14 protein-coding genes are annotated in these 13,563 nt (G+C 70.1%); 8 read left to right on the top strand and 6 right to left on the bottom strand.

Going from position 1 to position 13,563, the window contains the following annotated elements:
• Positions 1–46: 46 nt before the first annotated feature.
• Positions 47–547 (bottom strand): DUF1579 domain-containing protein, encoded by a 501-nt coding sequence (locus D7X32_RS03085; RefSeq protein ID WP_120600987.1) that lies wholly within the window; start codon positions 545–547, stop codon positions 47–49.
• Between the two features lie 122 nt (positions 548–669).
• On the opposite strand from D7X32_RS03085, the gene D7X32_RS03080 reads away from it, so the two are divergent.
• Positions 670–1,719, top strand: coding sequence for an NAD(P)-dependent alcohol dehydrogenase (locus D7X32_RS03080; RefSeq protein WP_120600986.1), 1,050 nt, complete (start codon positions 670–672; stop codon positions 1,717–1,719).
• A gap of 69 nt (positions 1,720–1,788) precedes the next feature.
• Here D7X32_RS03080 and D7X32_RS03075 read toward each other — a convergent pair whose 3' ends face one another.
• A complete protein-coding gene (locus D7X32_RS03075) occupies positions 1,789–2,355 on the bottom strand; it encodes a TMEM165/GDT1 family protein (protein WP_120600985.1) in 567 nt (188 codons plus the stop codon).
• A gap of 447 nt (positions 2,356–2,802) precedes the next feature.
• Here D7X32_RS03075 and D7X32_RS03070 point away from each other — a divergent pair, with 447 nt between their 5' ends.
• Together D7X32_RS03070 and D7X32_RS03065 are read left to right on the top strand one after the other, a co-directional pair.
• Complete coding sequence (locus D7X32_RS03070) at positions 2,803–3,057, top strand: ribbon-helix-helix domain-containing protein (protein ID WP_120600984.1); 255 nt, start codon at positions 2,803–2,805, stop codon at positions 3,055–3,057.
• 166 nt (positions 3,058–3,223) lie between these two features.
• On the top strand, positions 3,224–3,697 hold the full coding sequence (locus D7X32_RS03065; RefSeq protein WP_120600983.1) for a hypothetical protein: 474 nt from the start codon (positions 3,224–3,226) through the stop codon (positions 3,695–3,697).
• 12 nt (positions 3,698–3,709) lie between these two features.
• Here the strand turns inward: D7X32_RS03065 and D7X32_RS03060 are convergent, their stop codons facing one another.
• A complete protein-coding gene (locus D7X32_RS03060) occupies positions 3,710–4,780 on the bottom strand; it encodes a lysylphosphatidylglycerol synthase transmembrane domain-containing protein (protein WP_120600982.1) in 1,071 nt (356 codons plus the stop codon).
• A gap of 150 nt (positions 4,781–4,930) precedes the next feature.
• Entirely contained in the window at positions 4,931–5,134 is a 204-nt protein-coding gene (locus D7X32_RS03055) for a DNA gyrase inhibitor YacG (RefSeq protein WP_120600981.1), read from the bottom strand.
• A gap of 52 nt (positions 5,135–5,186) precedes the next feature.
• Between D7X32_RS03055 and D7X32_RS03050 the strand changes: the two genes are divergently transcribed.
• Positions 5,187–6,188: a magnesium transporter gene (locus D7X32_RS03050; RefSeq protein ID WP_120600980.1), complete on the top strand. Its 1,002-nt coding sequence runs from the start codon at positions 5,187–5,189 to the stop codon at positions 6,186–6,188.
• A 35-nt stretch (positions 6,189–6,223) separates the two neighbouring features.
• A complete protein-coding gene (locus D7X32_RS03045) occupies positions 6,224–7,213 on the top strand; it encodes an NAD(P)H-quinone oxidoreductase (RefSeq protein WP_120600979.1) in 990 nt (329 codons plus the stop codon).
• A gap of 4 nt (positions 7,214–7,217) precedes the next feature.
• Here the strand turns inward: D7X32_RS03045 and D7X32_RS03040 are convergent, their stop codons facing one another.
• A complete protein-coding gene (locus D7X32_RS03040) occupies positions 7,218–7,646 on the bottom strand; it encodes an MmcQ/YjbR family DNA-binding protein (RefSeq protein ID WP_120600978.1) in 429 nt (142 codons plus the stop codon).
• 88 nt (positions 7,647–7,734) lie between these two features.
• On the opposite strand from D7X32_RS03040, the gene D7X32_RS03035 reads away from it, so the two are divergent.
• Entirely contained in the window at positions 7,735–8,772 is a 1,038-nt protein-coding gene (locus tag D7X32_RS03035; protein WP_120600977.1) for an agmatinase family protein, read from the top strand.
• Between the two features lie 4 nt (positions 8,773–8,776).
• Here the strand turns inward: D7X32_RS03035 and D7X32_RS03030 are convergent, their stop codons facing one another.
• Positions 8,777–9,787, bottom strand: a complete 1,011-nt coding sequence (locus D7X32_RS03030; protein ID WP_120600976.1) for an ATP-binding response regulator — start codon at positions 9,785–9,787, stop codon at positions 8,777–8,779.
• A gap of 258 nt (positions 9,788–10,045) precedes the next feature.
• Here D7X32_RS03030 and D7X32_RS03025 point away from each other — a divergent pair, with 258 nt between their 5' ends.
• On the top strand, positions 10,046–11,386 hold the full coding sequence (locus D7X32_RS03025) for a trypsin-like peptidase domain-containing protein (protein ID WP_120600975.1): 1,341 nt from the start codon (positions 10,046–10,048) through the stop codon (positions 11,384–11,386).
• 53 nt (positions 11,387–11,439) lie between these two features.
• A complete protein-coding gene (locus D7X32_RS03020) occupies positions 11,440–13,446 on the top strand; it encodes a protein kinase domain-containing protein (protein WP_120600974.1) in 2,007 nt (668 codons plus the stop codon).
• Positions 13,447–13,563: the final 117 nt, after the last annotated feature.

Below are 13,563 nucleotides of genomic sequence, written 5' to 3'. Positions count from 1 at the left end.
GATACATCACCCGCCCGGCCCGCCCCAAACGCCCCCCAGGCGCCTTTCAGCTCCGGCGCTTGTACTGAAGTTCAATGGCTTTCTGCGGTGCTTCCCCCGGCTCGATGTTGAAGTGCGTGATGACCAGCGCATCCGGACCCGTCAACTCGATGTCCACGCGCCAGCCCCAACGGGGCGACTGCTCACCGGTGGAGTAGCTGCCGGTGACGGAGATACGGTCGCTCACCCCGGCCTCTCCCTGCAGGCTCATGATGTCCGTGCCAACGTGGAAGGTGTCCACCCACGACATGGTGAACTGCTTCCCGTCCAGGTGATGGCCCAGCGTCGCCATGCCGGACAGCGGCTTGCCCCCAAAGGCGGACGTGTACTCGTACACCACGAAGCGGCCGTCGAGCGCACTCCGGAAGGTGCCGGAGATGGGCGACTCATCCTCCACCTTGTCGGGCTGGAACCACGTGCGCGCGACGCCTTCCCACGTGCCGACCAGACGGGAGAGGAGGTGATGGGGACCGGCGGACAGGGATTGCTGCAGACGTTCCTGGCTCATGGGCGCGGAGTCTCGCGGACGCCCCCCTGCCAGGTCTACATGCCCGTGCTTTCACCCGGCACGAATGCCCCTGCGTCATTACATTGGCGCCCCTCTGCTTCGTTTCCCATCAGGAGCCTCACTTGCCCACCACCCCTGCCTATGCCGCCCCCAGCGCGAAGGCCGCGCTCGGTCCCTTCACCCTGGAGCGCCGCGAGCCGCGTCCCCAGGACGTGCTCATCGACATCCAGTACTGCGGCGTGTGCCACTCCGACATCCACCAGGCCCGCGACGAGTGGGGCGGCGCCGTCTTCCCCATGGTTCCGGGCCACGAAATCGTCGGGAAGGTGTCGAGGGTCGGCAGCGCCGTCACCACGTTCAAGGTGGGTGACGCCGTGGGCGTGGGCTGCTTCGTGGACTCCTGCCGCGAGTGCCCCCAGTGCCTCAAGGGCGAGGAGCAGTACTGTGAGCGGGGCTCGGTGAACACCTACAACGGCCGCGACTACGACGGGCAGCCCACCTACGGCGGCTACTCCACCCAGGTCACCGTGGACGCGAAGTACGTGGTGCGCATCCCGGAGGGCATCCCCCTGGATCGCGCCGCGCCGCTCCTGTGCGCGGGCATCACCACGTACTCGCCGCTGCGCTATTACGGCGTGAAGGCCGGCAGCAAGCTGGCCGTCGTGGGCCTGGGCGGCCTGGGCCACATGGCAGTGAAGCTGGCCAAGGCGATGGGCGCGGAGGTCACCGTGCTCAGCACCTCGCCGTCCAAGCGCGACGACGCGCTCGCCCTGGGCGCCGCGCACTTCGCCGCCACGTCCGACAAGCAGACGTTCAAGACGCTGCGGAGGAGCTTCGACTTCGTGCTCGACACCGTCTCCGCGCAGCACGACTACAACGCCTACCTGAACCTGCTGAAGACGGACGGCACGATGATCATCGTGGGCGCGCCGGAAGCCCCGGCGCCCCTGGCGGCCTTCTCGCTCATCCCCCGCCGGCTCAAGCTGGGCGGCTCGATGATTGGCGGCATCCGGGAGACGCAGGAGATGCTCGACTTCTGCGCGAAGCACCAGGTGGCCTCCGACGTGGAGGTCATCCCCATCCAGAAGATCAACGAGGCCTACGAGCGCATGCTCAAGAACGACGTGCGCTACCGCTTCGTCATCGACACGGCGAGCCTGAACGCGAAGTAGCCGGCCCTCGAAGCCCCCGCGGTGAAGCCCCGGCGTGCCTGCGCGCCGGGGCCTTCATCCCCGCTTCCGTCAGCCGCGCCAGGCCGTCCAGAGCGACACGAGGCCGAAGAGGAAGAAGAGCGCGGCGGTCACCCAGCGCACGTACTTCATGTTCACCCGCCCGGACAGCCGGTCGCCCAGGAACACCGCGAGGCCGTCCGACACCAGCATCCCCGCGGTGGTGCCCAGCGTCACCAGCACCGGAGCCTGGTAGCGCGCGGCCACCGCCATGGTGGCCAGCTGCGTCTTGTCCCCCATCTCCGCCATGAAGAAGAGCGCCACCGTGGTGAGGAAGGCGCCGAAGCGCGGGGGCTTGCCGCCGTCCTCGTCCAGCGTGTCGGGCTTGAGCGTCCACAGGCCGAAGCCCAGGAACAGCACCGCCAGCACCAGCGCCATCACCCGCGCGGGGACGTGCACGGACACCCAGGTGCCCACCGATGACGCCAGCGCGTGGTTGGCCACCGTGGCCACGAAGATGCCGCCCAGCACCACCCACGGCTTGCGGAACCTGGACGCCAGCGAGAACGCCAGCAGCTGCGTCTTGTCGCCCATCTCACTGGCGGCGACGAGGACGAATGAACCTACGATGGCTTCCAACGACACGATGGCACCCCATCCCAGTTCCTGGCGCGGAGGGTGTCGTGGTGGAGCGCGTCAGGGAGGATCGCGCACGACGGACCTCGGCCAGGGAGCATGAATCCCTGTCCGAAGGTCTCGTTCGTCTCGCGCTTCGCGAGATGGGGGCCCGGGCTGTCACCAGCCAGTGTGTCGAGCTCCCCTCCGCCCATCGCTGCCGGGCGGGAACTACTCCCCTTACGTAGATGTGCAGGTAGCAGCGCGCCCGGCATGAGTCAACGGTCCCTTCAAGACCGGGCTGCCGGCCATGCGGCAGTGTCCCTCACCGCGCTGCAATGGAAGACACGCCAGGAATCGCTGACGGAAGTCCCGGGAAGCGTCGCTTTTTTTGACGACACGAGAGCCCGGCCCCCTAATGCCCAGGCCAGGTCGGTAGCGGCCTGTAGCAGCATTCCTGGAGGAAGCCCGATGCAGGATGGAAGCGCCAGCCCGCTGAGCCCCGACGCTCCGTCGTCCCCGTCCGCGGTGGAACCCGGTGAGGTCCGAAGCCCCGAGGCCGACATCGTCTCCACCCACGTCCTCGTCCCCGAGGAGCAGGTGCACAAGCTGCGCGAGCTGGCGCGGCGCACCCGCATCCACCAGAGCGAGTACCTGCGTGAGGCCGTGGAGGACCTGCTGTCCAAGTACGGCCGCATCCCCGCCAAGACGGAAGGCGAGTCGTGAGAGGCCTCCTGCCCCGCCGCCGCACCCTGTCGTTGCGTGAACGGCTGCGGCGCTGGCTGGAGCAGGAGCTGTAGTCTACTCCCCGCTGCCTCCAGGGCCTCCCTGGAGCCGCCGCGGGGGAACACGCTAGGGTCGCACGCCTCCCCATTCCGGAGCCGCGCCCCTGATGCGTCCCGCCCTGCTGTCCGCCCTCCTCGCGCTGGCCACCACCGGCTGCGCCGCCCCCGGCTTCGAGAAGCTCTACCCCGGCATGACGGCCGCCCAGGTGGCGGACACCATGGGCAAGGGACCGGCGCGGGCACAGGAGTTCACGGACGGCTCGTCGGCCTGGTACTTCGACGAGGACCACTGCGTGCTGATGCGCGACCACGTGCTGGTGGCCAAGTCCACCACCGAGACGCGCACCGCGGTGCGCACGCCCGTGGCATCCCTGAAGGATCAGGACAAGGCCTGGTGCGGCCCACCGGGCACGGACGGCCGGCGCGAGCAGCGCCTCGAGACGCCCTTTGGCACCTTCAAGGGCACCGTGGACCCCGCCGCCGTCACCGAACAGGTGCGCAACAGCGTCCGCAACCAGAAGGTCCCTCTCGCGGCCCCGCCGGCCTCCGACGGGGGGCAGGCCACGCAGCCCGCCCCGTAGCGGCGGAGGGGCTCAGGCCGCCGAGCGGGTGGCCGCGGTGTCGTCGCCCTTCTTCATGTTCCCCGCCAGCTCGCGGAAGGACATGTGGCTGATGGACAGCAGGATGAGGCCGAAGGCGATCTGCTGCACCGTCTGGCACAGCCACAGCACGTTCGCGTACGCGAGCCCGTGCGCGTTCACCATCGCGGCGGGCAGGAACAGCCCCAGGCCCACCTTGGTGGCGGCCTGGAAGGTGCCCATCATCCCGGGCGCGGCGGGGATCATCACGCCCACCACCAGCACGCACATCACGATGTAGGACTGGAACAGCGACAGGTTCATGGGCTCGCAGACGACGCCCGGTCCCGCGCCAGAGCAGTCGAACGCGCGCGCGAGCAGCGCCATGCCCAGGCCGTTCAACCCCCAGTAGACGAACGTGTAGAGGAAGAAGAGCGCGATGTGCTTGCGGTCGGGGAGCTGGCGCATGGCCCCCACGAAGGTGTCCACGATGTCCGCCACCTTGTCCGCGACACCCGGGGAGAAGCGGCCCACGGTGGCGCGCACCAGCCGCACCGTGCGCTCCTGCTGCCACAGGCCCAGGAGCAGGAACACCAGACCGCCGCCGAAGATGGCGAACATCAGCCACGAGCCCAGCTTCACGTACCGGACCTCGGGGGTCTCCGTCGGGACGAAGAAGAGCAGCACGCGGAACAGCGCCGCGACGAAGAGGCCGTCGGTGATGCGCTCCAGCACCACGGACGTCATGGCCGCGCTGCGCCGGATGGAGCTGCGCTGGGCGATGAGGAAGGGCCGGGCGAACTCACCCAGGCGGAACGGCAGCACCAGCAGCATCATGAAGCCGATGCCGGACGCTTCGTTCAGCTTGCGGAACGGGACGTGCTCCAGCCCCGACAGCAACGCCCCCCACCGCAGTGTGCGGAAGACGTGGATGCAGGTGAGGCACAGGAAGTACGGGAGGATCCACGCGTAGTTGGCCGCCTTGAGGCTGGCGATCTGCGTGGACACATCCGTGTCCCGGAAAGCCCACCACATGAAGGCAACGGTGACGAGCAGGCTGGCGATGAGGTTGACGGCGCGTTTCACGGCAGGCGGGTATACCGTCACTCTCCCCGCGACTCCAGCGGCACGCCAGCCCCCTGCCCCCCGGGGCGCATGGACGCGGGCCTTCCGGTAGCGCGCTCCCCTGCCCCGCCGTTCGAATGGGCCGGAAATCTTCCAGCGGCGAACGGTGGCTCAGGCGTCGTGGCGGCGCGTCTCGCCGTCGGGGGGCAGCTCGTCCTCCTGCTGCTCGGCCTGACGGTCGGGCATGCGGTACTCCTCGCCCAGCCAGCGGCCCAGGTCCACGGCGCGGCAGCGGCGGGAGCAAAAGGGTTGGGAGGTGTTCTCCGGGCGCGGAGGCACGGGCTTCTGACAGATGGGACACGGCGTGAGTGGCATGGTGGCTGGACTCCTAGATAAGCCTTGACGCTCCTGCGGGCCAGGACGTTTCGTGCCCGGCCACGTGCAGACGCCCTCGGAGACCGCTCACACGCTGTTGCAAGGCGACCGGCTGTCCCGGGACTTCACCGCCGTGGGCGTGGAGGACACGGTCGCCCAGGCGCTGGCGAAGCTGCGCGCCCACCCCGGCACGGGGGAGATCTTCTACTGCTACGCGTGCGACCCGGACGGCCGGCTGGTGGGCGTGGTGCCCATCCGCAAGCTGATCCGCGCGGGCCCCGACGAGCGCATCGCGTCGCTGATGTTCACGCGGGTGGTGAAGCTGCCGGTGGACGCATCCGACGCGGTGGTGGAGGACTTCTTCGTCACCTACCGCTTCCTGGCGTTCCCGGTGGTGGACGCCGAAGACCGCATCGTGGGCGTGGTGGAGATGAACCAGTTCGTGGACGCGTTCTCCGACACGCTCTTCGACGAGGTGGAGGGCCGCGTGCGCGACGAGGTCTACCGCTTCGTGGGCCTGCCCCAGGGCGAGGAGCGCGAGACGCGGCCGGGGCGCATGGCGCTCAAGCGCTTCCCGTGGCTGCTCGTGAACATCGCCGGAGGGTTCCTGGCGGCCACGACGACGCGGCTGTTCGAGCACACGGTGTCGGAGCTGGTGGTGGTGAGCGCCTTCATCCCCATGGTGCTGGTGCTGTCGGAGAGCCTGGGCGTGCAGACGACGGCGGTCTCCGTGTCGATGGTCACGCACGGCGAAGTGGACAAGAAGGTGGTGGCGCGCGAGGTGGTGGCCGCGAGCCTGGCCGGGCTGATGGCGGCGACGGTGGTGGCGCTGCTGGGTCGCTTCTATTCGCCGGGGTTCGGCTTTCCCCTGGCGCTGTTCGTGGCGGTGACGGTGTCCGCCACGCTGGCGTCGTGCCTGGGTGGGGTGCTGCCGTTCCTCTTCAAGCGGATGAAGGTGGATCCGCACCTGGCGTCGGCGCCGCTGGTGCTGGCGGTGTCCGACAACGTGACGCTGCTGGCGTACTTCGGATTGGTGACGCGGTTGTTGTTGTAACGGTGGTGGGTCTTCTCGCTGAAGGGGGCAGGGACATGAAGGTCGTGCGCATCACGAAGCCGGGCGGTCCGGAGGTCCTCGCGTTCGACGAGCGGCCGGAGCCGGCGCCGGGCCCCTACGACGTACAGGTGCGGGTGCGGGCGAGCGCGCTGAACCGGGCGGACCTGCTCCAGGTGCGCGGCGCCTATCCCCCGCCGCCCGACGCGCCCCAGGACGTGCCGGGCCTGGAGTACGCGGGCGAGGTGGTGGCGGTGGGGCCCCGTGCGCGGAAGTTCCAGCCAGGCGACCGGGTGATGGGGCTGGTGGGTGGCGGCGCGTGGAGCGAGGTGCTCACCACGCACGAGCGCGAGGTGCTGCGCATGCCCCAGGGCCTGGACTTCGCGGACGCGGCGGCGCTGCCGGAGGCGTATCTCACGGCGTACGACGCGCTGGTGCTCCAGGCGGACCTGCGGCCCGGGGAGGCGGTGCTGGTGCACGCGGTGGCGAGCGGCGTGGGTTCCGCCGCGGCGCTGCTCTGCCGGGCCATGGGCGTGCGGGTGGTGGGCACGGGGCGGAGCGCACAGAAGCTGGCGCGGGCCTCCGAGTGGGGCGTGGGCCACACGGTGCTGTGCGAGAGCAACCCGCCGGTGTTCGCGGACGCGGTGCTCGCCGCGACGGGTGGCCGGGGCGCGGACGTGTGCCTGGACCTGGTGGGCGGCAACTACCTGCCGGAGTCCGTGAAAGCCATGGCGCCCCAGGGGCGGCTGATGCAGGTGGGCTCGGTGGCGGGGGCCCGCGCGGAGTTGGACCTGGGACCGGTGATGCGCAAGCGCCTGCGGATCACGGGGACGGTGCTGCGCAGCCGGCCCGCGGAGGAGAAGATGCTGCTGACGCAGGTGGCGGAGCGGCAGCTGTTGCCGCTGTTCGACTCCGGCGCGCTGAAGGCCGTGGTGGACGCGGTGCTGCCCATGACGGAGCTCCGCTCCGGGCTGGAGCGGATGGCGGGCAACGGCACGGTGGGGAAGATCGTCGTTCGCTGGGACTGAGCCGCTACACGGTCCGCTTGCGGGCAGGGGCCTTCTTCGCTGCCCGCTTGGGAGCTGCAGCCGCGGGCTCCTGCGCCTTGAGCACCCTGGCGGAAGCGCACCGGCGCCAGGCTTCCTTGAGCAGCGATTGCAGCAGGGGCCGGTCCACGGTGGTGAGCCGCACGATGACCATGGGCCAGTCCTGATAGTGCGGCGTCACTTCGAAGACGTCCGGCTGTGATTGCAGCAGCGCCTCGCGGTGGTCGAAGTCCACCTTGATGACGATGGAGTCCTCATCCAGCACGCGCGCGAAGAGCGTGTCGCTCACCCGGAACCCGGGCGTGCCGTAGGAGGGCCGCTCCTCTGTCGATGGCAATGCCAGCGCCAGTTCGCGCACGTCGTCCACCGTGAGCCGTCCCTTGCGCTTCGCCACCGTCTTCTTCCGTGCCGCCATCCGAGTCCTCCCTGCCCGCTTGCCGCCCGGCCGCCGGCCCTCATCGAAGTCATTGCGCCCGGGGAGCGGAACCGTATCCTGCGCCGCCATGGCTACCCACTTCGACCCCGCCGCCGCCGCGCAGCCGGGCTCCGGCATCTTCGGCCTCCCCCACTCTCCCGACGAGGCCCACGTCGTCGTCATCCCCGTGCCCTTCGAGGCCACCACCAGCTACGGGGGCGGCACCTCCAACGGCCCCGCCGCCCTGCTGGAGGCCAGCAAGCAGGTGGACCTGTTCGACGTGGAGACCGGCCGTCCCTACGAGCGCGGCATCGCCATGCTGGAGGCCCCCGCGGAGCTGCACATGTGGAACGAGCGCGCCAAGGAGCGCGCCCTGCTCGTCATCGAAGCGGGCGGCATCGAGTCCGGCGACGCCGAGCTGCTCTCCGCCGCGCAGGACGTGAACGCCTTCAGCGAGAAGCTCAACGACCACGTCTACCGCACCGCGAAGCACTGGCTGGAGCAGGGCAAGCTCGTGGCCGCGGTGGGAGGCGACCACGCCATCTCCTACGGCATCATCCAGGCCCACGCGGAGAAGTACCCCGGCATGGGCGTGCTCCACCTGGACGCGCACGCCGACCTGCGCGTCGCGTACGAAGGCTTCACCTGGTCGCACGCGTCCATCTTCTACAACGTCGCCGAGCGCATCCCGGGCATGAAGACGCTGGTCCAGGTGGGCCTGCGCGACATGAGCGAGAACGAGCACCGCTACATCGAGGACTCCGGCGGCCGCATCCAGGCCTTCTTCGACGCGGTCCTCCAGCAGAACCGCTTCGACGGCCTGCCCTGGAACCAGCAGGTGAAGCAGATCGTCGACAAGCTGCCGCAGCAGGTCTACCTGTCCTTCGACATCGACGGCCTGGACCCCGTGCTGTGCCCGCACACCGGCACCCCCGTCCCCGGCGGTCTGTCCTTCCCGGAGGCCACCGCGCTCGTCGCGGGCGTCGTGCGCTCGGGCCGCACCATCGTCGGCTTCGACCTGACCGAAGTGGCCCCCGACCCCGAGGGCAGCGAGTGGGACGCCAACGTGGGCGCCCGCCTGCTCTACAAGATGATCGGCTGGATGCTGAAGTCGCAGAAGGCCTGACGCTTCAGGCCACGCGCGGCAGTGACACGCTGAACGTCGCGCCCTGCCCGGGGCGCGACTCGGCGGAGAGCGCGCCGCCGTGCAGCTTCGCCAGCTCCGAGGCCACGTAGAGCCCCAGCGCTTCACCTCTCGCGGGGCCCTCCGGGAAGGGCTGGAACAACCGGGGCAGCTCCGCTTCGGGGATGCCCGGCCCCGGGTCGCTCACGTGCACCAGCACCTGCTCCGGGGACGCCGTCAGCTCCACGCGCACTCCGCCCTGCCGGGCCGCGTTCGACAACAGCACGTCGAACACCTGCCCCAGGCGCTCCGGATCGAAGCGCAGGCCTACCGCCTCCTCGGGCACCGTCACCTCCACCGGCACGTCCGGGCCGCCCGTCGTGCGGCACCGCGCGATGGACGCCTCCAGGTGCCGGCGCAGGTCGCCCTCCACCGGCCGCAGCGTCACGCTGCCCGCGCTCAGGCGGACGGCGTCCTGGAGATAGCGCCCCATCCTCTCCAGCGACTGCAGCTGCGCGCCCAGCGCCTCCACCGCGCCCCTGCCGGGCGGAGGCAGGTCGCGAAGCGTGCGCAGCTGGTCGCGAGCGGCCTCCAGCGGTCCCTGGAGCGACTGCGCCACCCACCGGCTCAGCGCCTCCACGGGCGTCGCGGGCTCTGAGGGGACGGCGGGGGCCTTCTCCAGCACGTCGTGGACCAGCGTCTCGAAGTCGGTGATTTCGAAGGGCTTGTTGAGGAACGCGGCGGCATCCGGCGAGCCCTGCTGGAGCACGGCGCTCAGGAGGATGATGGGCACCTCGCGCAGGCCCGGCTCCTGCTTCAACCGGCTGCACAGCTCCATGCCGCTCATGCGCGGCATCATGTGGTCCGTGATCACCAGCCGTGGGCGGTGGACGCGGGCGAGCGCCAGCGCCTCCTCGCCATCCCGCGCGCGCACCACCTCGTGCCCCAGGTCCTCCACCACCTGGCTCAGGACTTCCAGCACCGCGGGTTCGTCATCCGCGACCAGGACGAGACTCATGTGCGACCACTCCCTCGGCCCCCGCGGGCATCACGCACCACGCCGCGCCGGGACTCCCAGGCCCGCCCTTGCGCCCCCAACGCCGCAATCGGCCCAGGGCAAGAACGTTCTGCCTGAAAGTGCGTTCGATCACGGCCGCGCCATCTGGTCTATGAAGAGCCGGACGCCGCTTCCAGACACCCAGGGAATGGCTGAGGCCTTCCCGACATTCAGACTGTCTTCCGGGAGACAATTTCCGGCGGCGTAGGGAGGAAGGGCATGAGGGCAGCACACATCCGGTGGGGGCTCTTGCTGACGGGGCTCGTGCTGGCGCTTCCAGCGCACGCGGACCTGTCCCGGCGCCGCAGCGACGTCGTGGAGGTGGTCCAGAAGGTCTCCCCGGCGGTCGTCTACATCGGCACCGAACAGGAGGTGGAGTCGCGCTTCCGGGGCAGGCAGCGCTCGCCGCTGGAGGAGTTCTTCGGCCAGGGGATGGATCAGCCGGAGACGCGCCAGCGCATCCAGGGCCTGGGCAGCGGCGCCATCATCGACCCGTCCGGCATCATCGTCACCAACGACCACGTCATCCGCGGCGCGTCCGCCATCCACGTGGTGCTCGCGGACGGGCGCACGTTCGACGCGGAGGTGGTGGGCAGCGACGCGAACAACGACCTGGCCGTCCTCAAGGTCAACGCGAAGGACCCGTTGCCCACCGCGAAGCTGGGCACCAGCAGTGACTTGATGATTGGCGAGACGGTGGTGGCCATTGGCAGCCCGTTCGGCCTGAGCAAGACGGTGACGGCGGGCGTGGTGTCCGCGACGGGCCGCACCTTCCGCGCGGACGACCGCGTCTACAACGACTTCCTCCAGACGGACGCGGCCATCAACCCGGGCAACTCCGGCGGGCCGCTGCTCAACGTGGACGGGGAGATCATCGGCATCAACACCGCCATCTACGCGAACGGCCAGGGCATCGGCTTCGCCATCCCGGCGGACAAGGTGCGGCGCATCGTGGAGGAGCTCACGCGCTTCGGGAAGGTGCGCCCCGCGTGGGTGGGCATGGACACGGCGGACCTGCCCGCGCAGGTGGCCGCGCGGCTCGGGTGGGACCGCACGTTCGGCGTCATCGTGACGAACGTGGATCCGGACAGCCCGGCCTCGCAGGCCGGCGTGCAGCGCGGTGACGTGGTCGCGGAACTGGGCGGCTCACGCATCCAGGACGCGGAGGATTTCGACTCGCGCGTGCGCGGTTATCCGGCCCGCTCGGTCTTCCCCTTGGTGCTCTTCCGAGCAGGCGGCAACCGCACGGTGCAGGTCACGCCGGTTGAATTTCCAGCTCGCCTGCTCGAAACCCTGGCGTGGGAGAAGCTGGGACTGCGCGTGAAGGAAAATAAAGGCGGGATGGCGATCTCCGCGGTGCGGCCGGGCTCGGCTGCCTCGGAGATTGGGCTGGAGCCGGGGGACGTGCTGTTGCGAATGAACAATCAGCCTGTCCCATCGGGTGATACTTTCCGTGAAGCCCTGCTGACGGCGCGACGGGGACGTAGCGTGCTGTTGCTCGTGCGGCGCGGGCGCTACGGCTACCACCTGACGCTGCCTTTCGAAGGGCAGCGGCTCTAGGCGCGACCCGGGGATTCCAGGATCGACGGGAAGGGCACTAGCATGCCGTTCCCATGAGTTCGCCTCGCTACCATTCACTCGGCCCCCTCCTCGCTGGAGAGGGCTCGCGTGCCTTCCTCGGCCTGTCGCTGGAGGAAGGTGCCACGCCCCGCCCCGTGGTGCTCATCTGGGCACCGCCTGAGATTGCCCAGAACCCGGAGCTGGTGGCGCGCCTGGAGCGCGAGACGAACCGCGCCATCGTCTTCGACCATCCGAACATCCTGCGCGTGCACGGCCTGGAGAAGCTGGACGGAGGCCTGGCGCGCGTCACGGAGTTCGCGGACGGCGAACCGCTGCGGCGCGTGCTGGAAGCCAACCCGCGCATGTCGCCCGCGTTCGCGGCGCTGGTGGTGGCGGACGCGGCGATGGGCCTGCACTACGCGCACGTGGCGGGCAACGACGACGGTTCGCCGCTGGTGCACGGAGACATCCGGCCCGAGACGCTGATGGTGTCCTTCAGCGGCTTCACGAAGGTGACGGGCTACGGCGCGCTCTCCGTGGCGCCGCGTGAGCGCGGTGGCAAGCGCGTGAAGAACCGGCGCGCGTACACGTCCCCCGAGCAGCTGCTGGGCGGGCGCGAAGCGGTCAACGTGCAGTCGGACGTGTTCCTGCTGGGGCTCACGCTGCACGAGTGCCTCACCGGGAAGATGCCGTTCAAGGAGTCGGCGGATCCGGACAAGGCGGTGCTCAACCGCGCCCTGCCCCCGATGCCGGCGGACGTACCGCTCAAGCTGGATGCCGTCGTGCGCCGCGCGACGACGAAGCGCGCGCTGGAGCGCTACCCGTCGGCGCTCGCGTTCCGCGAGGCGTTGGTGGAGGCCATCGGGAAGCTGCCGGAGCACGAGGCCTTCGCGGAGCATCTGGCGAAGCTGTTCCCGCCGGAGAGTGATGCGCGCGCGGCGCGGCGGGCGACCATCGAGAAGGGCATCGCGGAGGTGCTGGCGAAGGCGGGCATGCCCGCGCCGCAGATCGCGGAGCTCATCGCGCAGGGCGTGGGGCTCGCGGAGCCCGTGAAGAACAAGGTGCCGGAGCTCTCTTCGGCGGAGAGCAGTACGGCTGCTCCCGCGCAGCCCGTGGTTGCCGCGCCGCAGGCCCCTGTCTCCGCGCAGGCCTCCGCGCCCGTGCAGGCCGCGCAGCAATCGACGCCCGCTGTCACGCAGAGCGCGCAGGCTTCAACGGCCGCGCAGAGCACTCCGACCGCTCCGGCCACGGCGTCAGCGCAGCCTGCGGCTCCGAGCATCCCGAGCGCCGTGACGGTGCCCGCTGGTGCCACGGCACAGGGTGGCACTGCCGCGCCCTCCCCTGCTCCGGCGACCTCCAAGGAGACACGGCCCACGGGCCCCATCTTCGGTGGCGCGGCGAGCCCCGTGGCGCAGGTCGCTGTCGCGCAGAAGCCTTCGCGTTCCTGGGTGCCGTACGTGGTGGGCGGCTTCGTGTTGACGCTCGGCGCGGGCGCGGTGGTCATCCAGCGCCAGCTCCAGGGCACGATGACGGTGGAGACGTTCGACGCGGGCCTGCCCGCCGTCGTGGCGGCCCCCTTCGACGCGGGCATCGAGGACGCGGGCGTGGACGCCGGTGTGGACGCGGGCCCGACGATGGGCATCCTGGACCTCACCGTGGATCCCCGCGTGGAGGTCACGCTCAACAACGCGCTGCTGGGCCGCACGCCGCTGTCCGCGTCGCTGCCGCCGGGCAAGCACCTGCTCACCTTCACCAACGGCGCGCTCGGCATCTCCGTGTCGCGCACCGTGACGGTGGCCCCCACCGGCCGCTCCGCCTACCAGTTCTTCCTCAACAAGGCCTTCATCAACGTTCGCGGCCCCGCTGGCGCCAACGTCTCCGTCGACGGCAAGCCCGTGGGCGTCGTCCCGGTGGAGGAGCTGGACGTCTACGAGGGCTACCACCGCCTCAACGTCACCGTGGGTCCATCGCACTGGCAGAAGACCTTCACCATCGAGCCCGGCCAGCGCGTCAACTTCGACGTGGACTTCCAGGAGCCCCAGGAGGCCGTGGAGGAGTAACCGCCAGTTGGCGGGACGCCTCCAAGCTGGGCAGCGGGTTCGATGCGTTCTGGGGTGGCCCCCGTGCTGGGGCCAGTCTCCCAGGCAGCGTGCGCGTTACGCGGAAGCACGTATTTA

Source organism: Corallococcus carmarthensis (genome assembly GCF_003611695.1).
In the GTDB taxonomy this organism is placed as follows: Bacteria; Myxococcota; Myxococcia; order Myxococcales; family Myxococcaceae; genus Corallococcus; species Corallococcus carmarthensis.
This window is presented reverse-complemented; position numbering and strand designations above follow the sequence as displayed.

Excerpts from the sequence above, each read along its gene's own strand:
- D7X32_RS03065 (WP_120600983.1), top strand. The coding sequence starts at position 3,224 with ATGCGTCCCGCCCTGCTGTCCGCCCTCCTCGCGCTGGCCACCACCGGC.
- D7X32_RS03085 (WP_120600987.1), bottom strand. The coding sequence starts at position 547 with ATGAGCCAGGAACGTCTGCAGCAATCCCTGTCCGCCGGTCCCCATCAC.
- D7X32_RS03040 (WP_120600978.1), bottom strand. The coding sequence starts at position 7,646 with ATGGCGGCACGGAAGAAGACGGTGGCGAAGCGCAAGGGACGGCTCACG.
- D7X32_RS03020 (WP_120600974.1), top strand. The coding sequence starts at position 11,440 with ATGAGTTCGCCTCGCTACCATTCACTCGGCCCCCTCCTCGCTGGAGAG.
- D7X32_RS03035 (WP_120600977.1), top strand. The coding sequence starts at position 7,735 with ATGGCTACCCACTTCGACCCCGCCGCCGCCGCGCAGCCGGGCTCCGGC.
- D7X32_RS03030 (WP_120600976.1), bottom strand. The coding sequence starts at position 9,787 with ATGAGTCTCGTCCTGGTCGCGGATGACGAACCCGCGGTGCTGGAAGTC.
- D7X32_RS03055 (WP_120600981.1), bottom strand. The coding sequence starts at position 5,134 with ATGCCACTCACGCCGTGTCCCATCTGTCAGAAGCCCGTGCCTCCGCGC.
- D7X32_RS03045 (WP_120600979.1), top strand. The coding sequence starts at position 6,224 with ATGAAGGTCGTGCGCATCACGAAGCCGGGCGGTCCGGAGGTCCTCGCG.
- D7X32_RS03070 (WP_120600984.1), top strand. The coding sequence starts at position 2,803 with ATGCAGGATGGAAGCGCCAGCCCGCTGAGCCCCGACGCTCCGTCGTCC.
- D7X32_RS03025 (WP_120600975.1), top strand. The coding sequence starts at position 10,046 with ATGAGGGCAGCACACATCCGGTGGGGGCTCTTGCTGACGGGGCTCGTG.